The sequence below is a fragment of the Pseudomonas sp. BN515 genome (genome assembly GCF_029873155.1).
Taxonomy (GTDB): Bacteria; Pseudomonadota; Gammaproteobacteria; order Pseudomonadales; family Pseudomonadaceae; genus Metapseudomonas.
On record NZ_SSOH01000093.1, the window covers coordinates 33,245 to 56,345 of the forward strand.

The 23,101-nt window shown below is 65.6% G+C and carries 27 protein-coding genes; 21 read left to right on the forward strand and 6 right to left on the reverse strand.

Annotated features, from left to right (window positions below):
* Positions 1 to 201: 201 nt before the first annotated feature.
* Positions 202 to 1,281, reverse strand: coding sequence for an exo-alpha-sialidase (locus E8E91_RS27865; protein ID WP_280380408.1), 1,080 nt, complete (start codon positions 1,279 to 1,281; stop codon positions 202 to 204).
* Positions 1,282 to 1,302: 21 nt separating this feature from the next.
* Positions 1,303 to 1,572 (reverse strand): MoaD/ThiS family protein, encoded by a 270-nt coding sequence (locus E8E91_RS27870; RefSeq protein ID WP_280380410.1) that lies wholly within the window; start codon positions 1,570 to 1,572, stop codon positions 1,303 to 1,305.
* 140 nt (positions 1,573 to 1,712) lie between these two features.
* On the opposite strand from E8E91_RS27870, the gene E8E91_RS27875 reads away from it, so the two are divergent.
* The 15 genes from E8E91_RS27875 to E8E91_RS27945 all read left to right on the forward strand — a co-directional run bounded on the left by E8E91_RS27875 (position 1,713) and on the right by E8E91_RS27945 (position 15,344).
* Entirely contained in the window at positions 1,713 to 2,309 is a 597-nt protein-coding gene (locus E8E91_RS27875; RefSeq protein ID WP_280370566.1) for a MarC family protein, read from the forward strand.
* A 268-nt stretch (positions 2,310 to 2,577) separates the two neighbouring features.
* Positions 2,578 to 4,380: an allophanate hydrolase gene (atzF, locus tag E8E91_RS27880; RefSeq protein WP_280380412.1), complete on the forward strand. Its 1,803-nt coding sequence runs from the start codon at positions 2,578 to 2,580 to the stop codon at positions 4,378 to 4,380.
* Positions 4,381 to 4,384: 4 nt separating this feature from the next.
* A complete protein-coding gene (locus tag E8E91_RS27885; protein ID WP_280380413.1) occupies positions 4,385 to 5,101 on the forward strand; it encodes a GntR family transcriptional regulator in 717 nt (238 codons plus the stop codon).
* Between the two features lie 84 nt (positions 5,102 to 5,185).
* A complete protein-coding gene (gene urtA, locus E8E91_RS27890) occupies positions 5,186 to 6,451 on the forward strand; it encodes an urea ABC transporter substrate-binding protein (protein ID WP_280380415.1) in 1,266 nt (421 codons plus the stop codon).
* A gap of 206 nt (positions 6,452 to 6,657) precedes the next feature.
* A complete protein-coding gene (gene urtB, locus E8E91_RS27895) occupies positions 6,658 to 8,226 on the forward strand; it encodes an urea ABC transporter permease subunit UrtB (RefSeq protein WP_280380416.1) in 1,569 nt (522 codons plus the stop codon).
* Positions 8,226 to 9,314 (forward strand): urea ABC transporter permease subunit UrtC, encoded by a 1,089-nt coding sequence (gene urtC, locus E8E91_RS27900; protein ID WP_280380418.1) that lies wholly within the window; start codon positions 8,226 to 8,228, stop codon positions 9,312 to 9,314. Before urtB ends, urtC begins: the two co-directional genes overlap by 1 nt.
* Positions 9,315 to 10,175: an urea ABC transporter ATP-binding protein UrtD gene (urtD, locus tag E8E91_RS27905; RefSeq protein WP_280380420.1), complete on the forward strand. Its 861-nt coding sequence runs from the start codon at positions 9,315 to 9,317 to the stop codon at positions 10,173 to 10,175. It begins immediately after the preceding gene.
* A 96-nt stretch (positions 10,176 to 10,271) separates the two neighbouring features.
* The gene (gene urtE / locus E8E91_RS27910; RefSeq protein WP_280380422.1) at positions 10,272 to 10,970 is read left to right on the forward strand and encodes an urea ABC transporter ATP-binding subunit UrtE; all 699 of its coding nucleotides are present in this window, start codon (positions 10,272 to 10,274) and stop codon (positions 10,968 to 10,970) included.
* 22 nt (positions 10,971 to 10,992) lie between these two features.
* Positions 10,993 to 11,832, forward strand: coding sequence for an urease accessory protein UreD (locus E8E91_RS27915; RefSeq protein WP_280380423.1), 840 nt, complete (start codon positions 10,993 to 10,995; stop codon positions 11,830 to 11,832).
* Positions 11,832 to 12,134, forward strand: a complete 303-nt coding sequence (ureA, locus tag E8E91_RS27920; protein ID WP_077523691.1) for an urease subunit gamma — start codon at positions 11,832 to 11,834, stop codon at positions 12,132 to 12,134. The genes E8E91_RS27915 and ureA overlap by 1 nt, the downstream gene beginning before the upstream one ends.
* Positions 12,135 to 12,142: 8 nt before the next feature.
* Entirely contained in the window at positions 12,143 to 12,643 is a 501-nt protein-coding gene (locus tag E8E91_RS27925; RefSeq protein ID WP_280380425.1) for an N-acetyltransferase family protein, read from the forward strand.
* A 4-nt stretch (positions 12,644 to 12,647) separates the two neighbouring features.
* Complete coding sequence (locus E8E91_RS27930; protein WP_280380427.1) at positions 12,648 to 12,953, forward strand: urease subunit beta; 306 nt, start codon at positions 12,648 to 12,650, stop codon at positions 12,951 to 12,953.
* Positions 12,954 to 13,030: 77 nt separating this feature from the next.
* A complete protein-coding gene (gene ureC / locus E8E91_RS27935) occupies positions 13,031 to 14,731 on the forward strand; it encodes an urease subunit alpha (RefSeq protein ID WP_280380429.1) in 1,701 nt (566 codons plus the stop codon).
* Positions 14,732 to 14,824: 93 nt separating this feature from the next.
* A complete protein-coding gene (locus E8E91_RS27940) occupies positions 14,825 to 15,070 on the forward strand; it encodes a type II toxin-antitoxin system Phd/YefM family antitoxin (RefSeq protein WP_179062377.1) in 246 nt (81 codons plus the stop codon).
* Complete coding sequence (locus E8E91_RS27945) at positions 15,060 to 15,344, forward strand: type II toxin-antitoxin system RelE/ParE family toxin (protein ID WP_280380431.1); 285 nt, start codon at positions 15,060 to 15,062, stop codon at positions 15,342 to 15,344. The genes E8E91_RS27940 and E8E91_RS27945 overlap by 11 nt, the downstream gene beginning before the upstream one ends.
* 16 nt (positions 15,345 to 15,360) lie before the next feature.
* Here the strand turns inward: E8E91_RS27945 and E8E91_RS27950 are convergent, their stop codons facing one another.
* A complete protein-coding gene (locus E8E91_RS27950; RefSeq protein ID WP_280380433.1) occupies positions 15,361 to 15,627 on the reverse strand; it encodes a DksA/TraR family C4-type zinc finger protein in 267 nt (88 codons plus the stop codon).
* Between the two features lie 97 nt (positions 15,628 to 15,724).
* Positions 15,725 to 16,591 carry an oxaloacetate decarboxylase gene (locus tag E8E91_RS27955; RefSeq protein WP_226282820.1) on the reverse strand — a complete coding sequence of 289 codons (867 nt, stop codon included), beginning with the start codon at positions 16,589 to 16,591 and terminating at the stop codon, positions 15,725 to 15,727.
* Positions 16,592 to 16,776: 185 nt separating this feature from the next.
* On the opposite strand from E8E91_RS27955, the gene E8E91_RS27960 reads away from it, so the two are divergent.
* From E8E91_RS27960 to E8E91_RS27970, 3 genes are all read left to right on the forward strand, one after another.
* Complete coding sequence (locus E8E91_RS27960) at positions 16,777 to 17,220, forward strand: YqaA family protein (RefSeq protein WP_280380435.1); 444 nt, start codon at positions 16,777 to 16,779, stop codon at positions 17,218 to 17,220.
* Between the two features lie 140 nt (positions 17,221 to 17,360).
* Positions 17,361 to 17,714 carry a DUF6152 family protein gene (locus tag E8E91_RS27965; protein WP_280380437.1) on the forward strand — a complete coding sequence of 118 codons (354 nt, stop codon included), beginning with the start codon at positions 17,361 to 17,363 and terminating at the stop codon, positions 17,712 to 17,714.
* 7 nt (positions 17,715 to 17,721) lie between these two features.
* Positions 17,722 to 18,204 carry a DUF6644 family protein gene (locus E8E91_RS27970; protein ID WP_280380439.1) on the forward strand — a complete coding sequence of 161 codons (483 nt, stop codon included), beginning with the start codon at positions 17,722 to 17,724 and terminating at the stop codon, positions 18,202 to 18,204.
* 23 nt (positions 18,205 to 18,227) lie between these two features.
* Here the strand turns inward: E8E91_RS27970 and E8E91_RS27975 are convergent, their stop codons facing one another.
* On the reverse strand, positions 18,228 to 18,497 hold the full coding sequence (locus tag E8E91_RS27975) for a PsiF family protein (protein WP_190831542.1): 270 nt from the start codon (positions 18,495 to 18,497) through the stop codon (positions 18,228 to 18,230).
* Between the two features lie 119 nt (positions 18,498 to 18,616).
* Here E8E91_RS27975 and E8E91_RS27980 point away from each other — a divergent pair, with 119 nt between their 5' ends.
* The 3 genes from E8E91_RS27980 (at position 18,617) to osmE (E8E91_RS27990) (ending at position 20,900) form a co-directional block, all read left to right on the forward strand.
* Positions 18,617 to 19,882, forward strand: a complete 1,266-nt coding sequence (locus E8E91_RS27980) for an Hsp70 family protein (RefSeq protein ID WP_280380441.1) — start codon at positions 18,617 to 18,619, stop codon at positions 19,880 to 19,882.
* Positions 19,883 to 19,975: 93 nt separating this feature from the next.
* Entirely contained in the window at positions 19,976 to 20,335 is a 360-nt protein-coding gene (gene osmE / locus E8E91_RS27985) for an osmotically-inducible lipoprotein OsmE (protein WP_190831538.1), read from the forward strand.
* Positions 20,336 to 20,561: 226 nt separating this feature from the next.
* The gene (gene osmE, locus E8E91_RS27990; RefSeq protein WP_280380753.1) at positions 20,562 to 20,900 is read left to right on the forward strand and encodes an osmotically-inducible lipoprotein OsmE; all 339 of its coding nucleotides are present in this window, start codon (positions 20,562 to 20,564) and stop codon (positions 20,898 to 20,900) included.
* A 71-nt stretch (positions 20,901 to 20,971) separates the two neighbouring features.
* Here osmE (E8E91_RS27990) and E8E91_RS27995 read toward each other — a convergent pair whose 3' ends face one another.
* Positions 20,972 to 23,020, reverse strand: coding sequence for an AsmA family protein (locus E8E91_RS27995; RefSeq protein WP_280380444.1), 2,049 nt, complete (start codon positions 23,018 to 23,020; stop codon positions 20,972 to 20,974).
* Positions 23,021 to 23,101: the final 81 nt, after the last annotated feature.

A 23,101-nucleotide genomic window follows, 5' to 3' on the forward strand; every position in this document is an offset into this window, starting at 1 on the left:
GCGCCGGCAAGCTCGCGCAGTACCTGTAGGGGCGAATTCATTCGCCAAGCAGGACGCAGTCCTGCCATTCAACTCCCTGCCGAACTCACCCTCCCTCTCCCCCGGCCCCTCTCCCTGAAGAGGAGAGGGGGGACTCGCGCCGGCAAGCTCGCGCTGTACCTGTAGGGGCGAATTCATTCGCCAAGCAGGCCGCAGGCCTGCCTACCCCCACCTCACCGCAAAAATCGGCGGCAAATGCCCCGCCACCAGCTTCCAGCTGTCCCCCTGGTCCTCGGATATCCACAGATGCCCTGTGGTGGAGCCCATTGCCAGGCACTGCCCGCTGCCATCCACGTCCAGCCCGTGGCGATACACCAGGTCGTAGCAGAGCTGCTGCGGCAGCCCCTGCTCCAGCACATCGAAACGCTTGCCACCATCGCGGGTACGGGTAACCCGCAGACGCTGGTCGGCGGGCACGCGGCATTCATCCTTCACCGCCGGCACGAACCAGGCGCAGTCCGGGTCGGACGGGTGCACCGCCACCGCGAAGCCGAAGGTAGAGGGACCGGCCTGCTCGATCTCCCGCCAGTTCAAACCACGATCGGAACTGACGAAAATGCCGCTGTGATGCTGCACCCAGAGTCGCTCTGGGCCTGCCGGGCAGGCCACCATGCGGTGCGGGTCCTGGATGTCCGGGTCTTCGGCGCGTTCCGGCGGCATGTAGGCGGCGCGCATGCCACGGGTTCGGTGGTTCCAGCTGGCGCCTTCGTCCTCGCTGTGCCAGATGCCGCCGCAGGACACCGCCAGGGTCAGGTGTCGGCTGTTGCGCGGGTCGACGCAGATGGAGTGGATGCCCGGCTTGTCATAACCGCCGCCGAACCAGTTGGCCCGCTCCGGACGCTGCCAGAGGCTGTCCACCAGCTCCCAGGAACTGCCCCGGTCGCGGGACTTGAACAGGCCGCCGGGAATGGTGCCCGCCCAGAGCACGCCGGGCTGGTCGGCGCCCCCCGGTTCCAGGCACCAGATCATCTCCACCGAGGGCCCTTCCTCGCCCTCCGCTGCCGGGGCGAAGGCCGGGGCGGCCACTTCCGTCCAGCTCTGACCGGCGTCCGCCGAGCGCCACAACTTGGGGCCGAAATGGCCCAGGTTCAGGGCGGCATAGAGGTGGCCGTCACGCGGGTCGGCCAGCAGCATGCTCACGGGTTCGCCAAGAAAATCCTGGCGCGCCAGGCGCCAGCCGTCGCCCTCGGGCTCGAAACGCAGCAGCCCCTTGCGGGTTGCCACATGGATGCATCGGCTCATGGTGATTCTCCTTGTGCCGGCTCAACCGCCGGACAGCGCCTGGACAACGAAGATGTCGCTGGCCGGCCCCACCGAATCGGTGAGGCGGCGACGGTCGCTGACTTGCTGGGCATCGACGAAGATCGCCACATGACGGCGCAGGCGGCCCTGGTCATCCAGCAGGTAGCTGCGCAGGCGCGGATTGGCGACGAAGGCGGCTTCCAGCGCCTCGGCCACGGAAGCCGCCGCGACGTCAAGTTCGGGGACATCGAGGTGACGTTGCAGGTTGGGAGTGAAGCTCATGTGCGCCATCAACGGCTCCCTGCGCGACGAAACAACCCGGTTGAATCAGGTTAGCCGACGACCTTGACGCGGTTATAGTTGTGCGCCCAATGGCAGGGCAGCCTCTACACTCATCAGCGGCCCTCGCAGTCACGAACGGATGCCCCCCAATGCTCGAAAGCCTTTCCAGCCTGTACCTGAAGATGCTGGTGCTCTACAGCCCCTTCTTCGTGCTCTCCTGCTTCATCAGCCTGACCCGTGGCTACACGGTGAAGGAGCGCAAGAAGCTCGCCTGGAAAGTCGCCCTGGGCACCTTGATCGCCAGTGCCCTGCTCTACCTGTTCGGCCAGGCCATCTTCAATGTCTTCGGCATCACCATCGACGCCTTCCGCATCGGCGCCGGTACCGTGCTGTTCATCTCCGCCCTTGGTATGGCCCAGGGCAAACCGGCGGTGCAGGCAGACAACGTGCAGCAGGACGTCACCATCGTGCCGCTGACCATCCCGCTGACCGTCGGCCCCGGCACCATCGGCGCCATGCTGGTGATGGGCGCCGGACACGTGCAGTGGGCGGACAAGCTCACCGCCCTTATCGCCATCGCCATTGCTGCCGCCACCGTGGGCGCCATCCTCTACCTCTCCGACCGCATCGAACGCATCCTTGGCGACCAGGGCCTGCAGATCGTCAGCCGCCTGATGGGCCTGTTCGTCTGCGCCCTGGCTGCGCAGATCATCTTCACCGGGGTGAAAAACTACCTGGTGCTGTAGCTCCGTGCGCTCCAGCGCAGCCCCGTAGGATGGGTTGAGGTACGAAACCCATGCGGGCCATGGTCGATGGGTATCGCTGCTCTCAACCACCGCACATTGCACCAGCCAATGACCCTTGCGCCTTCGCGCGCCCCAGCGCAGTGCGCCAGATGCCCGGGGCACACCCGACTCTTCGCGACCGACGCCAGTAACCACGCGCCTTTCCGGAACCTGGCACCGCCCTTGCTCAAGGGAATTCCAACTTGGATACAAGATGGAACTCCAGAGTATGTCCGACGCCCCCCTCGCCTTCACCCTCGCCGACTGGCAACAGGCCTATCGCGACCAGATTCAACCCGCCGACCTGCTGCACGCCCTGCTCCAGCGCCTTGACGCGAACGACAACGCCTGGATCAGCCTGGCCAGCGCCGAGCAGCTCGACGCCCAGCTCGTCGAACTGGCGGCCCTGCTGGATGCCGTCGAGGGCCAGCGGGAGCGCCTGCCCCTCTACGGCATCCCCTTCGCCATCAAGGACAACATCAACGCCGCCGGCTGGACCACCACCGCCGCCTGCCCGGCCTTCGCCTATGAAGCTGCCGAGGACGCCACCGTGGTCGCCCGCCTGCGCGCGGCCGGCGCGATCCTGATCGGTAAGACCAACCTCGACCAGTTCGCCACCGGCCTGGTGGGCACGCGATCCCCCTATGGCGCCGTAGCCAATGCCTTCGATCCGGACTACGTCAGCGGCGGCTCCAGCTCAGGGTCGGCCTCGGTGGTCGCCCGTGGCCTGGTGCCCTTCGCCCTCGGCACCGACACCGCCGGCTCGGGCCGGGTACCCGCCGGCTTCAACAACATCGTCGGCCTGAAGCCCACCAAGGGCTGGCTGTCCACGACCGGCCTGGTGCCGGCCTGCCGCACCCTCGACTGCATATCGGTGTTCGCCCTGACCGTGGCCGACGCCGAAACCGTGGCACGCATCAGTGGCGGTTACGACGCCCGCGATCCTTACTCCCGGCAGAATCCCAACAGCGCCCCCGTGGGTATCGGCGCCCAGCCGAAATTCGCCGTGCCGGACACGCTGGAGTTCTTCGGCGACGAGCAGACCCGCGCGGTGTTCGAGTCGGCCCTGAACAGGCTCCGCACGCTCGGTGCCGAAATCACCCCGATCGACTTCAGCCCCTTCCGCCAACTGGCGGCGCAGCTCTACCAGGGCCCCTGGGTGGCGGAACGCACCGTGGCGGCCGGGGTGATCTTCACCGACCAGCCTGACGCCATGGACCCGGTGGTGCGCGGCATCCTCGACAACGGCCCGAACTACAGCGCCTGCGACGCCTATCGCGCCGAGTACCTGCGCGCTGAACTGGCACGACGCATCAACGACGCCCTGGCGCCCTTCGACGCCCTGGTAGTGCCCACCTCGCCGACCATCCGCCGCATCGCCGAAATGGCCGAGGAACCGGTGCTGTTCAACGCCCAGTTCGGCACCTATACCAACTTCACCAACTTCTCCGACCTCAGTGCCCTCGCCTTGCCCGCTGGGTTCCGCGCCGATGGCCTGCCCGCCGGCATCACATTGCTCGCCCCGGCTTGGCACGACGCGGCCCTGGCCAGCTTCGGAAAACGCTGGCAAGCCAGTCTCGACCTGCCCCTTGGCGCCACCGGCCGCGCCCTGCCACCCCAGCCCGCCGCCGCGCAGGCGCCCGGTTGTGTACGCGTCGCAGTAGTCGGCGCGCACCTTACCGGTATGCCGCTGAACTTCCAGCTCACGAGCCGCAACGCGGTGCTGGTGGAAGAAACCCGCACCGCCGCCGACTACCGCCTGTTCGCCCTGCCCGGCACCGTGCCGCCCAAGCCAGGGCTCGCCCGTAGCCAGGATGGCGCCGAGCTGATCGTCGAACTCTGGGATATCCCATTGGCGCGCTTCGGCGAATTCGTCGCAGAGATCCCGGCGCCGCTGGGTATCGGCAACCTGCAGCTGGCGGATGGCCGCTGGGTCAAAGGCTTCATCTGCGAGCCCTACGCACTGGAAGGCGCCCGCGACATCACCGCCTTCGGCGGTTGGCGCGCCTTCATCGCCAGCCAGGTGCGCTGAGGCCATGGAGCTCGCCAGCCCGCGCAGCAGGCGCCAGGAGCGCCCCGACAGCCTGGCCGGGCGCATCTACGCCCGGCTCAAGGACGACATCAGCGAATTTCGCCTACTGCCCGGTGACCGCTTCAGCGAGGGGGACGTGGCCGAGCGCATGGACGCCAGTCGCACGCCGGTGCGCCAGGCCCTGCATCGCCTGGAGCGCGAGGGCTACCTGGAGGTGCGCTTTCGCAGCGGCTGGCAGGTGAAAGCCTTCGACTTCGACCATTTCGAGGAGCTGTACGAGCTGCGCATCGTCCTCGAGATGGAGGCGGTACGTCGCCACTGCACCCGCCCTACCGAGGAGCAACTCGAAGCACTGCAACGGCTCGGGCGCACCTGGATGGTGCAACCGCGGCTGGAAGACGGCTTCGAGGTGTCGCGCCTGGACGAGGACTTCCACTGCCAATTGGTGGAGGCCGCAGGCAATCGCGAGATGGCCCGCATCCACCGCGAAGTCAGCGAAAAGATCCGCATCATCCGCCGCCTGGACTTCACCCAGGCGCCTCGCATCGACGCTACCTACGCCGAACACGCGGCGATTCTCCAGGCCATTGCGCGTCGTCGATGCGAAGAGGCACAGCAATTGCTGAGGACCCATATCGAAACCAGCAAGGCCGAAGTACGCAAGATCACCCTGCACATGTTGCACAGCGCTCGGCAAAGACCGCAGCCAGTCCAAGGGTGACGAGGAAGCCCCTTTGAAAACTGCCCTGACAAGAACGCAGAACAACGCAGTTATTCGAAAACTTGTGAGAATGGAGACCGACCCATGCAACGTCGCAGCCTGATCAAGGCCTTCACCCTTTCCGCATCCATCGCCGCCATGGGCATGTCCTGGACCATCCAGGCAGCCGAGACCATCAAGGTCGGCATCCTGCACTCCCTCTCCGGCACCATGGCGATCTCCGAGACCTCGCTGAAAGACATGGCGCTGATGACCATCGACGAGATCAACGCCAAGGGCGGCGTGAACGGCAAGCAGCTCGAACCGGTGGTGGTGGACCCGGCGTCCAACTGGCCGCTGTTCGCCGAGAAGGCCCGCCAGTTGCTGACCAAGGACAAGGTGGATGTGGTCTTCGGTTGCTGGACCTCGGTATCGCGCAAGTCCGTGCTGCCGGTTTTCGAGGAGCTGAACGGCCTGCTCTTCTACCCGGTGCAGTACGAGGGTGAAGAACTCTCCCCCAACGTCTTCTACACCGGCGCAGCGCCGAACCAGCAGGCCATCCCGGCGGTGGAATACCTGATGAGCGAGGACGGCGGCAGCGCCAAGCGCTTCTTCCTGCTGGGCACCGACTACGTCTACCCGCGCACCACCAACAAGATCCTGCGCAGCTTCCTGCACAGCAAAGGCATCGCCGACAAGGACATCGAAGAGGTCTACACCCCCTTCGGCCACAGCGATTACCAAACCATCGTCGCCAACATCAAGAAGTTCTCCGCCGGCGGCAAGACCGCGGTGATCTCCACCGTCAACGGCGACTCCAACGTGCCCTTCTACAAGGAACTGGCCAACCAGGGCCTGGAAGCGACCGACGTGCCCGTGGTGGCCTTCTCGGTGGGCGAAGAAGAACTGCGCGGCATCGACACCAAGCCGCTGGTGGGCCACCTGGCCGCCTGGAACTACTTCGAGTCCGTGGATAACCCGGTCAACGGCAAGTTCGTCGAGCAGTGGAAGGCCTACGCCAAGGCCAAGAACCTGCCCAACTACCAGACCGCCGTGACCAACGACCCCATGGAAGCCACTTACGTGGGCATCCACATGTGGGCCCAGGCCGTGGAGAAGGCCGGCACCACCGATGTGAACAAGGTCCGCGAGGCCCTGGCCGGCCAGTCCTTCGCCGCGCCGTCCGGCTACACCCTGACCATGGACAAGACCAACCACCACCTGCACAAGCCGGTGATGATCGGCGAGATCCAGGAAGACGGTCAGTTCTCGGTGGTCTGGCAGACCGAAGGCCCGCTGCGTGCCCAGCCGTGGAGCCCCTTCATTCCGGGCAACGACAAGAAGCCGGATTACGCGGTGAAGACGAACTGAGCTGAATGAGGCTGTCCGGGGAATCCGAGCTCGGCATGGCATCCCTCACCCCCGGCCCCTCTCCCAGGGGGAGAGGGGTGACGCGCTGCCGGGCACCGAGCTTTCCCCGAGACACCGGACGGTTCCCCTCTCCCTCCGGGAGAGGGGCTAGGGGTGAGGGCTGTGTCCGTTGGCACAGAGCCAGGCCCATCAACCAGGACCACCCAATGCCCAAAGCCCTATCCCAAATCCTCCTCGCCCTGGCCCTGCTACTTCCCCTCGAAGCCCTGGCCGGCGATGCCAACGACTTCGCCGCCGCCAACCCGGCGCAGCAGGCGAAGCTGCTGGAACATTGGGCCACCGAGCCCGACGCCGCGCGTCAGCCGCTGCTGGACGCCCTGCAACAAGGCCGCTTCGCCATCGACAGCAAGCTCGCCTTCATCGAACAGGACGGCACCTTCATCGCCGCCGAAGGTGATGCCTCCCCCGCCGGCACACCAAAAAAACTACGCCTCAACAACCGTCTGCGCGGCCTGCTGATCACCGCCCAGGCCAGCCACCTGTTGCTCGCCAGCGACCCCGCCACGCGCCTGGAGGCCGCCCGGCAATTGCAGAAGAGCGCCAAGCCCGCACAATTGCCGTTGCTCAACCAGCGCATGGTGGCCGAGGAAGATAGCGGCGTACGCGACGCCATCAGCCTCGCCCTGGCCAACCTGCAACTGGTCGACGCCGATCCGGCCATCCGCCTCAACGCGGTACGCCTGCTCGGCGAAACCGGCGACCCGTTGGCCCGCACCCGCCTCGAAGCGCTACTCGACCCGAGCGTGGAAACCGACGCCGGCGTACGCACCGCTGCCGAAACCAGCCTGGCCCAGGTCAAGCGCCGGTTGCTGGTGGGCGAGTTGCTCGGCCAGACCTTCAGCGGCCTGTCCCTCGGTTCCATCCTGCTGCTGGCAGCCCTCGGCCTGGCCATCACCTTCGGCCTGCTCGGGGTGATCAACATGGCCCACGGGGAGATGCTGATGCTCGGCGCCTACGCCACCTACATGGTGCAGCTCGGCTTCCAGCGTCTCGCCCCCGAGATGCTCGCCCTCTACCCGCTGGTGGCGCTGCCGGTGGCCTTCTTCGTCACCGCCCTGATGGGCATGGCGCTGGAGCGCACGGTGATCCGCCACCTCTACGGCCGTCCGCTGGAAACCCTGCTCGCCACCTGGGGCATCAGCCTGATCCTGATCCAGCTGGTGCGGGTGATCTTCGGCGCGCAGAACGTCGAGGTGGCCAACCCCGCCTGGCTGTCCGGCGGGATGCAGGTGCTGCCCAACCTGGTGCTGCCGTACAACCGCATCGTGATCATCGGCTTCGCCCTGTTCGTGGTCGCCCTGACCTGGCTGCTGCTGAACAAGACCCGCCTCGGCCTCAACGTTCGCGCCGTCACCCAGAACCGCAACATGGCCGCCTGCTGCGGCGTGCCCACCGGCCGCGTGGACATGCTCGCCTTCGGCCTGGGCTCGGGTATCGCCGGCCTTGGCGGCGTCGCCCTGTCGCAGATCGGCAACGTCGGCCCCGACCTCGGCCAGGGCTACATCATCGACTCCTTCCTGGTGGTGGTGCTGGGGGGCGTCGGCCAGCTCGCCGGCAGTGTCATGGCCGCCTTCGGGCTTGGTGTGGCGAACAAGATCCTGGAACCTTCGATCGGCGCCGTGCTGGGCAAGATTCTCATCCTCGCGCTGATCATTCTCTTCATCCAGAAGCGGCCCCAGGGTCTCTTCGCCCTGAAAGGACGGGTGATCGACTGATGACTCAACCCCTCAACCAGACCCTGCTCGCCCGCGCCACGGCCACCCTCGGCCCGCGCACTTCGCTGGCCATCGGCCTCGCCGTACTGGCGGTCCTGCTGGCCCTGCCGCTGTTGCACCTGCTGCCGGCGGACAACCCGCTGCAGGTCTCGGCCTACACCCTGACGCTGGTGGGCAAGATCCTCTGCTACGCCATCGTCGCCCTCGCCCTGGACCTGGTCTGGGGCTACGCGGGGCTGCTGTCCCTCGGTCACGGGCTGTTCTTCGCCCTCGGCGGTTACGCCATGGGCATGTACCTGATGCGCGAAGCGGCGGGCGACGGGCTGCCGGCCTTCATGAGCTTCCTCGCCTGGACCGAGCTGCCCTGGTACTGGGCCGGCACCCAGCACTTCCTCTGGGCCCTGTGCCTGGTGGTACTGGCGCCCGGCCTGCTGGCGCTGGTGTTCGGCTTCTTCGCCTTCCGCTCGCGGATCAAGGGCGTGTACTTCTCGATCATGACCCAGGCGCTGACCTTCGCCGGGATGCTGCTGTTCTTCCGCAACGAGACCGGCTTCGGCGGCAACAACGGCTTCACCGACTTCAAGCGCATCCTCGGTTTCGACGTCACCGCGCCCGGCACCCGCGCGGTGTTGTTCCTGGCCACGGTGGCGCTGCTGGTGGGCAGCCTGCTGCTGGGCTGGCGCCTGGCCCGGAGCAAGTTCGGCCGCGTGCTCACGGCGCTGCGTGATGCAGAGAACCGCCTGATGTTCTGCGGCTACGACCCGCGCGGTTACAAGCTGTTCATCTGGGTACTGTCGGCGGTGCTTTGCGGCTTGGCCGGCGCGCTCTACGTGCCGCAGGTGGGCATCATCAACCCCAGCGAGATGTCGCCCACCAACTCCATCGAAGCGGCCGTGTGGGTGGCACTCGGCGGTCGCGGTTCGTTGGTCGGCCCGCTGCTCGGCGCGGGCCTGGTCAACGGCATGAAGAGCTGGTTCACCGTGGCCTTCCCGGAGTACTGGCTGTTCTTCCTCGGCGCCCTGTTCATCCTGGTCACCCTCTATCTGCCCAAGGGCGTGATTGGCCTGGTGAAACGGGGGGACAAGTAAATGCGTGCAGCCCCGGTACCTGAACTCATGCTCGAGCCCGCCTTCGATCCCAACCGCGACGCCGGCAGTGGCCGCGACTCGCTGGGCCTCGGCCGTGTCGCCGGCCAGGGCCTGGACGTGCGCCACGGCACCATCCTCACCCTGGAAGACATCAGCGTCAGCTTCGATGGCTTCAAGGCCCTGCGCGACCTCAACCTCTACATCGGCGTCGGCGAACTGCGCTGCATCATCGGCCCCAACGGCGCAGGCAAGACCACGCTGATGGACGTGATCACCGGCAAGACCCGCCCCGACACCGGCAAGGCCTGGTTCGGCGAAACCCTCGACCTCACCCGCATGAGCGAAGTGGAAATCGCCCAGGCCGGCATCGGCCGCAAGTTCCAGAAGCCCACCGTGTTCGAGGCGCTCTCGGTGTTCGAGAACCTGGAGCTGGCGCAGAAGACCGACAAATCGGTGTGGGCCAGCCTGCGGGCGAAGCTCAGCGGCGAGCAGAAGGACCGCATCGACGAAGTGCTCGCCGTGATCCGCCTGGAAGCTTCGCGCAATCGCCCGGCGGGCCTGCTCTCCCACGGCCAGAAGCAGTTCCTGGAGATCGGCATGCTGCTGATGCAGGACCCGCAGTTGTTGCTGCTCGACGAACCGGTAGCGGGCATGACCGACGCCGAAACCGAATTCACCGCCGAGCTGTTCAAGGGCCTCGCCGGCCAGCATTCGCTGATGGTGGTGGAGCACGACATGGGCTTCGTCGGCAGCATCGCCGACCACGTCACCGTGCTGCACCAGGGCCATGTGCTGGCCGAAGGCTCCCTGGCCGAAGTACAGGCCAACGAACAGGTGATCGAGGTCTACCTGGGCCGCTGAAAGACGGTGCGCACCGCGCACCCTACCTGGCACGGCGTCACTCGTAGGGTGCGCCGCGCGCACCGAATCGCGCCGCATGGCAACAAGGACATACACATGCTGACAGTCGACAAGCTCCACCAGTACTACGGCGGCAGCCATATCCTTCGCGGCCTGTCGTTCGACGTGAAGATCGGCGAGGTGACCTGCCTGCTCGGGCGCAATGGCGTGGGCAAGACCACCCTGCTCAAATGCCTGATGGGGCTGATCCCGGCGAAAGAAGGCGCAGTGAACTGGGAAGGCCGCGCCATCACCGGCTTCAAGCCGCACCAGCGGGTGCATGCCGGCATCGCCTACGTACCCCAGGGCCGCGAGATCTTCCCGCGCCTGACAGTGGAAGAGAACCTGCTGATGGGGCTGTCACGCTTCAGCGCAAAAGAGGCCAAGACAGTGCCGGAATCCATCTACGAACTCTTCCCCGTGCTGCGGGAGATGAAGCATCGTCGTGGCGGTGATCTCTCCGGTGGCCAGCAGCAACAGCTCGCCATCGGCCGCGCGCTGGCCAGCCAGCCGCGCCTGCTGATCCTCGACGAGCCCACCGAAGGTATCCAGCCCTCGGTGATCAAGGAGATCGGCGCAGTGATCCGCAAGCTTGCCGAGCGTGGCGACATGGCCATCCTGCTGGTGGAGCAGTTCTACGACTTCGCCGCCGAACTGGCCGATCAGTACCTGGTGATGAGCCGGGGCGAAATCATCCAGCAGGGACGCGGAGAAAACATGGAAGCCGAAGGCGTGCGCGGCCTGGTGACCATCTGACGAAAGCACGACGACAGCAACCATGAACGCACCTGCCAACCCTGCCTTCTTCACCCCCAGCTGGCACGCCGAGCTGGAGCTGGCCTATGCCCTCGACGGCGCCACGACACGGCCCGTGCAGCGCCGCCACAAAGGTCCGCTGCGGGTGCAGAAACACCTGCACGCCGAGGGCCCGCAGGTGTGCCAGCACATCATCGTCCACCCACCCGGCGGCATTGCCGGTGGCGATCGTCTCGACCTGACCGCACGCGTTGGCGACGGCGCCTGGGCGCAGCTCACCACCCCCGGCGCGGCCAAGTGGTATCGCGCCGCCAGCCCGGCGTTCCAGGAGGTCGAACTCAAGGTCGAAGCCGGCGCCACACTGGAGTGGCTGCCGCAGGAAACCATCGTCTACTCCGGTGCGCGCGCCGAACTGGCCACCCGCATCGAACTGGCCGACGACGCCCGGCTGTTCTACTGGGACATGGTCGCCCTCGGCCGACCCGCTGCCGGCGAGCGTTTTGCCGCAGGCCACTTCCAGGCCCATCTGGATATCCACCGCAACGGCACCTTGATCTGGCACGAGCGCCAGCGCGTCGAAGGTGACGACGGCCTCCTCGATTCCCCCATCGGCCTCGCCGGCCAGCCGGTATTCGCGACCCTGATCGTCACCGGTGAAATCGACGCCCACCTGCTCGAACGCTGCCGCGAACGCCCCTGTGCCGGGCGCGGCGACCTGACCCAACTGCCCGGCCTGCTGGTGGCCCGCTGTCTCACCGCCGAGGCGCTGCACGCCCGCGCCTGGCTGATCGACCTCTGGCGCCTGTTGCGCCCTGCCTTGCTTGGCCGCGAAGCCAAGCCTCCGAGAATCTGGAGTACCTGATGGACCTCACCCCAAGAGAGAAAGACAAGCTGCTGATCTTCACCGCCGGGCTAGTGGCCGAACGGCGACTGGCTCGTGGCCTCAAGCTCAACTACCCCGAAGCCATGGCGTTGATTTCAGCCGCCCTTCTGGAAGGCGCCCGCGACGGCCAGACCGTGGCCGAGCTGATGCACTTCGGCACCACCCTGCTGTCCCGCGATCAGGTGATGGAGGGGGTGCCGGAGATGATTCCGGAGATCCAGATCGAAGCCACTTTCCCGGACGGGACCAAGCTGGTCACCGTCCACCAGCCCATTGCCTGAGTCCTGCCATGTCCTACGTCATTCGTGATGCTGCCGAAGCCGAGCTACCCGGCATCCTCGCCATCTACAACGACGCCGTGGAGAACACCACGGCGATCTGGAACGAAACCCTGGTGGACCTGGCCAACCGCCGAGCCTGGCTGGCCGATCGCGCAGCCGCCGGCTTCCCGGTGCTGGTAGCGGTGAACGCGGCAGGCGATGTGCTCGGCTACGCCAGCTATGGCACCTGGCGCACCATCGAAGGCTTCCGCCACACCGTCGAGCATTCGGTGTACGTACGCGGCGACCAGCGCGGCCAGGGCCTCGGTCCCGCACTGATGCAGGCGCTGGTCGAACGCGCCCGCCAAGCGGGACTGCACGTGATGGTCGCTGCCATCGAGAGCGAGAACACCGCCTCCATCCGCCTGCACGAGCGCCTCGGCTTCGTCATCACCGGGCAGATGCCCCAGGTGGGCCGCAAGTTCGACCGCTGGCTCGACCTCACCTTCATGCAACTGATCCTGGAGTGACGCGATGATCCCCGGCGAATACCAGATCCAGGACGGCGAGATCGAACTCAACGCCGGCCGCCGCACCCTGAGCCTTTCGGTGGCCAACACCGGCGACCGCCCGATCCAGGTCGGCTCGCACTACCACTTCTTCGAAACCAACGACGCGCTGGCCTTCGACCGCGCCAGCGCCCGCGGCATGCGCCTGAACATCCCGGCAGGCACCGCCGTGCGCTTCGAACCGGGCCAGAGCCGCGAGGTGGAGCTGGTGGAACTGGCCGGCCTGCGCCGCGTGTATGGCTTCGCCGGCCGGGTGATGGGCGACTTGTAACGAGTAGGGTGCGCCGTGCGCACCGGGGAATTGGCACAGCGATTCGGTGCGCGCAGCGCACCCTACGGGACGAACGAATGAAGATCAGCAGACAAGCCTACGCCGACATGTTCGGCCCCACTGTCGGCGACAAGGTGCGCCTGGCCGACACCGACCTGTGGATCGAAGTCGAGAAGGACTTCACCACCTACGGCGAAGAAGTGAAGTTCGGCGGCGGCAAGGTGATCCGCGATGGCATGGGCCAGGGCCAGCTGCTGGCGGCCGACGTGGTCGACACGCTGATCACCAACGCCCTGATCATCGATCATTGGGGCATCGTCAAAGCCGATGTCGGCCTCAAGGACGGCCGCATCAAAGCCATCGGCAAGGCCGGCAACCCGGACATCCAGCCCGACGTCACCATCGCCGTGGGTGCCAGCACCGAGGTGATCGCCGGCGAGGGCATGATCCTCACCGCCGGCGGCATCGACACGCACATCCACTTCATCTGCCCGCAGCAGATCGAAGAAGCGCTCATGAGCGGCGTCACCACCATGATCGGCGGCGGCACCGGCCCGGCCACCGGCACCAACGCCACCACCTGCACTTCGGGGCCCTGGCACATGGCGCGCATGCTCCAGGCCGCCGACGCCTTCCCGATGAACATCGGCTTCACCGGAAAGGGCAACGCCAGCCTGCCGGAACCGCTGATCGAGCAGGTGAAAGCCGGCGCCATTGGCCTGAAGCTGCACGAAGACTGGGGCACCACCCCGGCGGCCATCGACAATTGCCTGTCGGTCGCCGACCTGTACGACGTGCAAGTGGCGATCCACACCGACACGCTGAACGAATCGGGCTTCGTCGAAACCACCCTGGGCGCATTCAAGGGCCGCACCATCCACACCTATCACACGGAAGGCGCAGGCGGCGGCCACGCCCCGGACATCATCAAGGCCTGCGGCTTCCCCAACGTGCTGCCCAGCTCGACCAACCCGACCCGGCCCTTCACCCGCAACACCATCGACGAGCATCTGGACATGCTCATGGTCTGCCACCACCTGGACCCGAGCATCGCCGAGGACGTGGCCTTCGCGGAAAGCCGCATCCGCCGTGAGACCATCGCCGCCGAAGACATCCTCCATGACCTCGGCGCCTTCAGCATGATCAGCTCCGACAGCCAGGCCATGGGCCGCGTCGGCGAAGTCATCACCCGTACCTGGCAGAGTGCCGACAAGATGAAGAAACAGCGCGGCGCCCTGCCCGAGGACGCCCCCGGCAACGACAACTTCCGCGCCAAGCGCTACATCGCCAAATACACCATCAACCCGGCCATCACCCACGGCATCAGCCATGAAGTGGGCTCGGTGGAAGTGGGCAAATGGGCCGACCTGGTGCTCTGGCGCCCGACCTTCTTCGGCGTGAAGCCGACGCTGATCCTCAAGGGCGGGGCCATCGCCGCCAGCCTGATGGGCGACGCCAATGCCTCCATCCCCACCCCGCAGCCGGTGCACTACCGCCCGATGTTCGCCAGCTTCGCCGGCAGCCGTCATGCCACCAGCATCACCTTCATCAGCCGGGCGGCATTCGAGGCGGGCGTGCCGGAGCAATTGGGGTTGAAGAAGAAAATCGGCGTGGTGAAGGGTTGCCGCGACGTGCAGAAAAAGGACCTTATCCACAACGGCTACACGCCAACCATCGAGGTCGACCCGCAGAACTACCAGGTGAAAGCCGACGGCCAGCTGCTCTGGTGCGAGCCGGCGGACGTGCTGCCGATGGCGCAGCGGTATTTCTTGTTCTGAGTCATGACGCTGCGCAATTCACAGGCCAATCGACGACTTGAGTCCGAGCCATAAAAAGACCAGAATTTGGCTCCAAATACAGGAGCCAAATTCATGCAAAGCGTACTTGCCAACGTTGCCGTCAGCGTTTCCGAGCTGAAGAAAAATCCCTCGGCCGTGGTGTCGGGCGCCAAGGGTGCGCCTGTGGCTGTTCTCAACCACAACAAGGTCATGGCCTACATGGTTCCGGCTGAAACCTTCGAAGCACTGATGGAGTATCTGGACGATCAGGCACTCGCGGAAATTGTCCGCAGTCGTGCTCACGAGAAGGGAGTGAAAGTCAGCCTCGATGACCTATGAACTGGAGTTCTTGCCCTCGGCGCTAAAGGAATGGCGCAAGCTCGGCGATACCGTCCGGGACCAATTCAAGAAGAAGCTGAAAGAGCGGTTGCAACGGCCGCGGATCCAGGGCGATGCACTTCACGGGATGCCCGACTGCTTCAAGATCAAACTCCGCACCGCCGGTTACCGACTGGTGTACCGGGTGGAAGACCAACGCATCACGGTGGTGGTGATCGGAGTCGGCAAGCGCGAAGGTGGTGCGGTCTACGACAAGGCCAAAGGCCGTTTGTAACCCTGCAAGCCCTGCCTCAACGCAACTGACTATCCTTGCTCCCCCGCCGGTTGTAACCGGCATAGGCCGCGCTTTCCTTGTCGTGCTCGGTCTGGCAGGCGACGCACAGGTGCACGCCGGGGATCGCCTTGCGGCGGGCTTCGGGGATGGGGGCGTCGCACTCTTCGCAGTGCGTCAGGCTTTCGCCCTTCGGCAACTGGCTGCGCGCGCGCTGGATGGCATCTTCGATGGTGCTGTCGATCTGTTCCTGGACGGCGCCATCGCCGGCCCAACCACTGGCCATGCTGACCTCCCACTTGCTCAAGGCTCAATGGAAGATTTGGGCTTTCTTCCGGCCTTTTGCAAGGGGGGCGGTCGTCAGGCGACAAGTGGAGGTCGCGCTACTCCTTCACGTTCATGAATTCCTCGGCCCAGATGATGTAGTCCTCGGGCAAGGTGTACTTGTGGGTCAGTTCGGTGGCATTGAGCTCGGTGCCAGTGGCGACCTGGCGCTGTTCGCGCAGGCAGTCGTAGGTGGCCTTGATGGCAGCGAAGTAAGCCGCATGACCATTGACCACGATGCGCACGCCAAGGCGGGCGAGGCGTTCGTTGTCGCGCAGCTTGGGGTTGCCGTAGGTGACCAGCATCAGCGGAATGCTCAGGTGTTCGGCGATCTTTTCCAGGTGCTCGAAGTCGGCCACGCCGACCATGCAAATGCCGTCGGCGCCAGCGGCCTGGTAGGCCTTGGTGCGCTTGATCACTTCTTCGGTGCTGAGCACGCCGGCGTTGGTGCGGGCGATGATGGCGAGGTCCGGATCGACACGCGCTTCCAGAGCCGCGCGGATCTTGCCAACGCCTTCTTCCACAGGGATGAGGTCGGTGGACTTGCGGCCGAACTGGGCCGGCAACAGGGTGTCCTCGATGGTCAGCGCGGCGATGCCGGCACGCTCCAGCTCGACCACGGTGCGCATCACGTTGAGGGCGTTGCCGTAACCGTGGTCGGCATCGGCAATCACCGGCAGGCGCGAAACGCGGCCAATGCGGGTGGCCTGTTCGACGAATTCGCTCAGGGTGATCAGGGCGAAGTCGGGCGCGGCCAGCACTTGAAGGGAAGCGACCGAACCGCCGAGGATGCCGACTTCGAAACCGAGGTCGGCGGCGATACGGGCGGACATGGGGTCGAACACCGAGGCGGTGTGAAAACAGGAATCCGAGTCCAGCAGCGCACGAAAGGCCGTGCGCAACTCGTGATGAGAAGCTCTACGCATAAAGGCACCAAAGATCAGAGGGGGGTCAGGATGAAGCCGGCTCCGTAACTCTGGAGTCGGCGCCCCCGTATTTCCATTGTCAGACTGCGCCCATTCTAACGGATCAGCCTTTCAATTCGCTTACCGGCTTGTCCGCTCGTGCCGGGCTCGCCACACTGGCGCCCCTTTTCCCCGAGACACCCCGCGTGCTGGCACTCACCGCCTACCTGGGCCTGTTCCTGTCCGCCTTTGGCGCCGCCACACTGCTGCCCCTGCAGTCGGAAGCCGTGCTGGTCGGGCTGCTGCTGGCCAAGGCCTATCCGGCATGGGCGCTGGTGGCCGTGGCCACCTTCGGCAATGTGCTGGGCTCGCTGCTGAACTGGCTGTTGGGACGCTATGTCGAGCACTTTCGCGAACGCCGCTGGTTCCCGGTGAAGCCGGCGCAGATGGAGCGGGCGCAGGCCTTCTATCACCGCTACGGGCGCTGGTCACTGCTGCTGGCCTGGGTGCCGGTGATCGGCGACCCGCTGACTCTGGTGGCCGGGGTGATGCGGGAATCCTTCTGGACGTTCCTGGCGCTGGTGACCCTCGCCAAGGCGGGACGATACCTGGTGCTGGCGGCGCTGACCCTGGGCTGGAGCGCCCTGTAGGAGCGAGCTCTGCTCGCGAAGCGGTTCGCGAGCAAGCTCGCTCCTACCCAGCGCCGCCATTGTGTTTCGGAATACTGCCCGGGCGGCGACAGGCTGAACGAGGGCCTACGCTTTCCGGGTCGCAGACTGGAGGCCATCCCGTGAGAAAGCTCGCCCTGCTTATCGCCTTCTTCGCCCTGGTGCTCGGTGCTACCGCTGCCTTCGCCCACCACGGCTGGAGTTCCTACGATGCGGACAAGCCCCTGACCATCGAAGCACCGGTCAAGACGCTCTCCTACCGCAATCCCCACGCTCACATCACCATCGACTACGAAGGCCGCGAATGGCACGTGGTGCTGGCACCGATCAGCCGCATGGAATCGCGCGGGCTGCCGGAAAAAGACCTGGCACCGGGCAAGACGGTGACGGTGATTGGCTATCCACGCAAGGACGGCACGGCGGAAATCCGCGCCGAACGCCTGATCGTCGATGGGCGCACGGTGGAGCTGCGCTGAGGCGGCGATGGAGTTCATCCTGCGCTGGGCGGAACGCCTGGAGGCTTCGCACTTCGGTGAGCTGATGCGCGAATCCTCGTTGTTCTACCCGGCGGCCAACCTGCTGCACCTGCTCGGGTTGGTGATGCTGCTGGGCTCCATGCTGCTGCTCGACCTGCGCCTGCTCGGGTTCGCCCGCGAAGTGCCGCTGCTGGAGGCCTCGCGGCGCCTGACGCCCATCGGCATCGCCGGTCTGCTGCTCCAGTTGGCCACCGGTTTCTGCCTGTTCGCTGCCGACGCCGTCCCTCTCACGGGCAACTGGCTGCTGCAGCTCAAGCTGGCACTCGTAGGCGCCGGGATTGCCAATGCGCTGCTGTTCCGCGCCTGCTGGGCAAGGCGGCTGGCCGACTGGGACCGACGACCGCCCCTTGCGGGACGGCTGCAGGTAGCGTTGTCGATCCTGATCTGGTGCGGAGTAATGGCGGCCGGGCGATTGCTGGCGTACGTCTAGCCAACCTACACGCGAACCATGCGCTAATCCTTCTTCAGGCACTGGCTCATGAAGGTCTTGCGCTCGTCGCCTTTCAAGGCCTTTTCCGAAGCGTTCTTGTTGCAGGCGGTCATGCGCTCTTGCTGAGTCATGCTCAAGCACTTGCTCATGAAGGCTTTGCGTTCGTCGCCCTTGAGCGCCTTGGCCGTGGCGTCGGCGTTGCAGGTCTTCATCTTTTCCTGCTGGGTAGCGGCGAAGCCCTGGCCGGCGGCCAGCAGGGCGATGAGCATTACGGGCAGGCATAGTTTCTTCATGGAAGGGTCTCCCTGTTTATCCACTGCCAAGCAGTCTAGCCAGCACGACGAACTGTGCCGGACAACCTGATTCCGCTCGCGTAAACTGCGCGGCCGTTTTTTTCCGGAACACCCGCGACATGAACAACGTCCTCTCCGCCCAGGCCCTGGGCATCGACTTCGGAACCTCCAACTCCACCGTCGGCTGGTGGCGCCCGGACGTGGAGCCGCTGATCGCCCTGGAGGACGACAAGTTCACCCTGCCTTCGGTGGTGTTCTTCAACACCGAAGAACGTCGCCCGGCCTATGGTCGCCAGGCACTGCACGAGTACCTGGAAGGCTACGAAGGCCGCCTGATGCGCTCGCTGAAGAGCCTGCTGGGCTCGCCCCTGCTCAAGAGCGAAACCACGGTGCTCGGCAGTGCCATGCCCTTCAAGGACCTGCTGGGCCTGTTCATTGGCCAGCTCAAGCAGCGCGCCGAAGCCGCCGCCGGCCGGGAGTTCGAGCAGGTGGTGCTGGGCCGCCCGGTGTTCTTCGTGGACGACGACCCGGAAGCCGACCAGGAAGCCCAGAACACCCTGGTCGCCGTGGCGCAGAAGCTCGGTTTCAAGGACGTGTCCTTCCAGTTCGAACCCATCGCCGCGGCCTTCGACTACGAGCGCGGCATCCAGCGCGAGGAACTGGTGCTGATCGTCGACATCGGCGGCGGTACTTCGGACTTTTCCCTCGTGCGCCTGTCGCCCGAGCGCCGTGAAGTGGCCGAGCGCCAGGACGACATCCTCGCCACCGGTGGCGTGCACATCGGCGGTACCGACTTCGACAAGCAGCTCAGCCTGCAAGGCGTGATGCCGCTGTTCGGCTACGGCAGCCGGATGAAGAGCGACGCGCTGATGCCCACCAGCTTCCACCTGAACCTGGCCACCTGGCACACCATCAACGCCGTGTACGCGCAGAAGTCGCAACTGGCGCTGAAGAACATGCGCTACGACATCGTCGACGCCACCGGCATCGACCGCCTGTTCAGCCTGATCGAGCAGCGTGCCGGCCACTGGCTGGCCATGCAGGTGGAAGACAGCAAGATCGAGCTGACCGAGGCGCAGAGCCGCCGCATCGACCTGGCGCGCGTCGAGCCGGGGCTGGACGTGGAACTGACCCGCGCACTGTTCGAGAACGCCATCGACGACCTGCTGGTACGCATCCGCGCCAGCGTCGATGCCCTGCTGACCCAGGCCGGCGTGCGCGCCGACCAGGTCGACACCCTGTTCTTCACCGGCGGCTCCAGTGGCATCCCGGCGTTGCGCCAGAGCGTCGCGGCCATGCTGCCCAATGCCCGCCAGGTGGAAGGCAACCTGTTCGGCAGCATCGGCAGCGGCCTGGCCATCGAAGCGAAGAAACGCTACGGCTGACCGTTCATCGGCAAACCTGCTGTCCTCCGCTGGTCGGCGCCGACCAGCGGTCTAGGCTCAATCCCGACGAGTGACACACAGGGATATGCCTACATGAGCAAGCACGCGCTGATCCTGGGCTGCGCCCTGGCCGCCGTGGCCGGATGCGCCAGCAAGATGGAAAACCCCACCGACTTCTACACCTACCGCAACCAGCCGCTGGTCAAGCAGGTGGAGGAAGGCATGACCGAAACGCAGGTGCGCAACATCGGCGGACCGCCTTCATCTTCGATTCGCCGCAAGGTCAACGCGGGGCTCTGCAACAACTACATCCTCAACCAGGATGGCCACCAGCAGGCCTACCATGTCAGCTTCGACGGCAGTGGTCGGGTGGAGGAACAGGGCTTCATGAGCTGCGAGCAGCGGGAACAGGTGGAGCTGGAAAAGGCCAAGAAGGCCAGTTCGAGCTATTGATACCGCTTATGCAGATGGTATTGGCATCCGACATCAGGTAGCCATCAAGCCAAACTGAAAGCCGCGCCAGCCGCGGCTTTCCCGTCTTTCCCCCGGCATTTGGCCAGCTGCTGGCGCAATGCCGTCCATCGCCTGCTCCGTTTCGGGGCGTTCTCGGGCGAACTCTCCCCACTCTCCGATGTTCCAAGCGCAGTGTTTCAACTGCGTTAACCCACGAGGACCCATGATGTACAAGCAAGCGCTTGTCATGGCTTGTGCCCTGGCATCGATGGCGGGCTGCGCCAGCAAGTTAGAAAACCCGACGGACTACATCACCTTCCGTAACCAGCCCCTGGTGGAGGATGTCGAACCCGGCATGAGCCGACAGCAAGTGCTGATCATCGGCGGCCGCCCCTCTTCTGTCGTCCAGCGCAGCGTGCACCCGGGTTCCTGCAACAACTACATCCTCAACGAGAAAGGCCACCAGCAGCCTTACCACATCAGCTTCGACAGCACCGGCCGGGTCCGCCACAAGGGCTTCATGACCTGCGGCCAGCGCGAGCAGACGGAACGCGACCAGCTCTGAGTCGCGCCTGGCATCTGATTGAAAAAACGCTAACGATGCATTGGCAACGCAGGTAGTTTTTCAACGGCCTGCTAACGCTTGCGCATCTGCTGCAGCAGCGGCGCACAGGTATTGCCCTCCTCGCCACCAGCCGCCGGCGCCACCAGTGCCAACAGGGCCGCCGCCGGTGCCACCGCCACACCCAGCGCCAGCATGCCCGCCCCGCGAACCATCAGCGGCACCGTCTGTACCCCAGCCAGGGGATTCTTGAAGGTTCCGCGCACGTAGAGCGGCGAACGCAGGGAAAACAACCGCACCCCCTTGGACTCCGGCGTAACGCGCAGATCCAGCCGCTCATTGCGGAAGTTGGCGTTGCCGTCGATCTGCACCAGCGCATTCTCGGTATCGAAGACGAACAGCCGCGGCGTCATCAGCCCGTCTTTCAGGCCCAGATCCGCCGCCGCGCAGTTGATCTTCACCTCCTCGTCGCCGAACAGCCTGCCCACCACGTAGTTACCAACGTTGAGCCCGGCGATCTCCATCAGGTTGCGGCTGATGGTGCCGTCATTGACCAGCATCTGCAGGTTGCCGTTGGCGGTACCCAGCAGGGCCGCCACCGAATTGCCGGTGCCGGACAGGTCCGCCGTGCCGTTCAGCTCGCCCAGGCTGTTGCGCATGGCCTGGACGTTGGGAAACAGCTCCTTGAGCTTGAAGTGACGGGCCTTGAGCTGGGCCCTGCCAGTGAGCGGCGCGCGGCGCCCATCCAGGCGGACGACGGCGTCCAGGTTGCCACCGGCCACGCCGAAGCGCAGGGGGTCCAGGCTGAGCTGGCCATCGTCGAGCAGCACATGAGTAGACAGGTCGGTGACCGGCAGTTTCTCGCTGTGCTGGATGCGCTTGCCGGTAAAGCGGACATCGGCGTCCATCGTCCGCCAGCGCTCGGTGCGGAATGCTTCGACCGGCAGCACCTTGTCCGCCGGTTGGCGCGTGGCGACGCCTCTGGCCTTCTGACCGGCGCTGGAGTCGGCACCGATCAGCGGCGCCAGGTCAGCGAAACGCAGTTGCTCGGAAGTCAGGGTGCCGGAAAGTTTCGGTCGGGGCTGGCTGGCGACATAGGTGAGGTCGCCATGGATATCGCTGCCGCCGATGCGGCCGTTGAAGCCCTGGTAGTGGAACTTCGCCCCGGCGGGCTCATTCAGGCTGGCCACCAGCCGGCCATCGGTGGAATAGGCCGGCGTCTCCGGCAGGGTGACGCCGGTGAGGGAATAGAGCTGGGCCAGACTCTTGCCGGAGAGCTGCAGGCGCAGGTCCAGGGCACCCAGCTCGCGCGGATCGGTCAGGGTGCCCAGCAGGACGATGCGGGTGTCGCCGGCCCTGATCTCGGCCTGCAGCGGGAACGGCAGGTCGGCATTCTGCAGCGCCAGCAGACCACCTACCTTGCCTTTGCCATCCAGCGGTTGCCCCTTGTAGCTGCCCTTGGCCTGCCAGCCGAAGGCGTAATCCTGGGCGGTGACCTTTTTCGGCCTGGCGCCCTTGGCTGGCAGCAGTTCGCTGAACGGGATCGGCTTGCCGAGGGGGTCGATGACCAGGTCCAGGCGGGTGCCGGTCTGGGCGTCATCCACCTGCACCTGACCCTTGTCGAAACCGATGGTGCCGATGTCCAGGGTCCAGCCGGAGGGTTGTTGCGCTTCGCCTTCCGGCTTGGCCGGCAGCTCGAAGGTCCAGTTATTGCGACCGTCGGCCAGGCGACGGACGCTGGCCCGCGGGCCACCCAGTTCGATACGCGGAATGCTCAGTTGCTGCCAGAGCAGGGGCAGCGGCGCGATACGGAATTCCACCCGGTCGAGGCTGACGAAATCGCCACCCTTGGCCCATTCCGGATTTCCCAGGCGCAGCTTTTCAGCAGCGAAGTGCGGCCAGGGCACCAGTGCGCGCCAGCCACCCTCGCCTTCCTCACGTTGCCAGATGACGCGGAGGTCCCCTTCGATGGCGAACTCGCGCCCCAGCTCGGCGGACGCCCGCTCGTTGAGCGCGGGTTTGATGCGGTTCCAGTCGAAGGTGGCGACCAGCACCAGCAAGGCCGCCAGCAGCAGCACCAGCGCCAGGACCGTCCTGGCCAGGATGCGAAGACCTCGTGTCATGCACTTCTCCCCTTTATCCACGACAACCCCTGGGGGCTGTGTGAAGTCCATGCCTTATCGACCCACGAACGTGCCGAGATG

What these genes read in the sequence shown, in the direction of transcription:
- E8E91_RS27915 (WP_280380423.1), top strand. Translation starts at nt 10,993, where the DNA reads ATGAACGCACCTGCCAACCCTGCCTTCTTCACCCCCAGCTGGCACGCC.
- E8E91_RS27870 (WP_280380410.1), bottom strand. Translation starts at nt 1,572, where the DNA reads ATGGCGCACATGAGCTTCACTCCCAACCTGCAACGTCACCTCGATGTC.
- E8E91_RS27975 (WP_190831542.1), bottom strand. Translation starts at nt 18,497, where the DNA reads ATGAAGAAACTATGCCTGCCCGTAATGCTCATCGCCCTGCTGGCCGCC.
- E8E91_RS27955 (WP_226282820.1), bottom strand. Translation starts at nt 16,591, where the DNA reads ATGCGTAGAGCTTCTCATCACGAGTTGCGCACGGCCTTTCGTGCGCTG.
- E8E91_RS27950 (WP_280380433.1), bottom strand. Translation starts at nt 15,627, where the DNA reads ATGGCCAGTGGTTGGGCCGGCGATGGCGCCGTCCAGGAACAGATCGAC.
- urtB (WP_280380416.1), top strand. Translation starts at nt 6,658, where the DNA reads ATGCCCAAAGCCCTATCCCAAATCCTCCTCGCCCTGGCCCTGCTACTT.
- E8E91_RS27970 (WP_280380439.1), top strand. Translation starts at nt 17,722, where the DNA reads ATGGAGTTCATCCTGCGCTGGGCGGAACGCCTGGAGGCTTCGCACTTC.
- urtA (WP_280380415.1), top strand. Translation starts at nt 5,186, where the DNA reads ATGCAACGTCGCAGCCTGATCAAGGCCTTCACCCTTTCCGCATCCATC.
- E8E91_RS27945 (WP_280380431.1), top strand. Translation starts at nt 15,060, where the DNA reads ATGACCTATGAACTGGAGTTCTTGCCCTCGGCGCTAAAGGAATGGCGC.
- E8E91_RS27940 (WP_179062377.1), top strand. Translation starts at nt 14,825, where the DNA reads ATGCAAAGCGTACTTGCCAACGTTGCCGTCAGCGTTTCCGAGCTGAAG.
- osmE (WP_190831538.1), top strand. Translation starts at nt 19,976, where the DNA reads ATGAGCAAGCACGCGCTGATCCTGGGCTGCGCCCTGGCCGCCGTGGCC.
- E8E91_RS27980 (WP_280380441.1), top strand. Translation starts at nt 18,617, where the DNA reads ATGAACAACGTCCTCTCCGCCCAGGCCCTGGGCATCGACTTCGGAACC.
- E8E91_RS27925 (WP_280380425.1), top strand. Translation starts at nt 12,143, where the DNA reads ATGTCCTACGTCATTCGTGATGCTGCCGAAGCCGAGCTACCCGGCATC.
- atzF (WP_280380412.1), top strand. Translation starts at nt 2,578, where the DNA reads ATGTCCGACGCCCCCCTCGCCTTCACCCTCGCCGACTGGCAACAGGCC.
- E8E91_RS27930 (WP_280380427.1), top strand. Translation starts at nt 12,648, where the DNA reads ATGATCCCCGGCGAATACCAGATCCAGGACGGCGAGATCGAACTCAAC.
- urtE (WP_280380422.1), top strand. Translation starts at nt 10,272, where the DNA reads ATGCTGACAGTCGACAAGCTCCACCAGTACTACGGCGGCAGCCATATC.
- urtC (WP_280380418.1), top strand. Translation starts at nt 8,226, where the DNA reads ATGACTCAACCCCTCAACCAGACCCTGCTCGCCCGCGCCACGGCCACC.
- E8E91_RS27875 (WP_280370566.1), top strand. Translation starts at nt 1,713, where the DNA reads ATGCTCGAAAGCCTTTCCAGCCTGTACCTGAAGATGCTGGTGCTCTAC.
- E8E91_RS27865 (WP_280380408.1), bottom strand. Translation starts at nt 1,281, where the DNA reads ATGAGCCGATGCATCCATGTGGCAACCCGCAAGGGGCTGCTGCGTTTC.
- ureA (WP_077523691.1), top strand. Translation starts at nt 11,832, where the DNA reads ATGGACCTCACCCCAAGAGAGAAAGACAAGCTGCTGATCTTCACCGCC.
- ureC (WP_280380429.1), top strand. Translation starts at nt 13,031, where the DNA reads ATGAAGATCAGCAGACAAGCCTACGCCGACATGTTCGGCCCCACTGTC.
- E8E91_RS27995 (WP_280380444.1), bottom strand. Translation starts at nt 23,020, where the DNA reads ATGACACGAGGTCTTCGCATCCTGGCCAGGACGGTCCTGGCGCTGGTG.
- urtD (WP_280380420.1), top strand. Translation starts at nt 9,315, where the DNA reads ATGCGTGCAGCCCCGGTACCTGAACTCATGCTCGAGCCCGCCTTCGAT.
- E8E91_RS27885 (WP_280380413.1), top strand. Translation starts at nt 4,385, where the DNA reads ATGGAGCTCGCCAGCCCGCGCAGCAGGCGCCAGGAGCGCCCCGACAGC.
- osmE (WP_280380753.1), top strand. Translation starts at nt 20,562, where the DNA reads ATGTACAAGCAAGCGCTTGTCATGGCTTGTGCCCTGGCATCGATGGCG.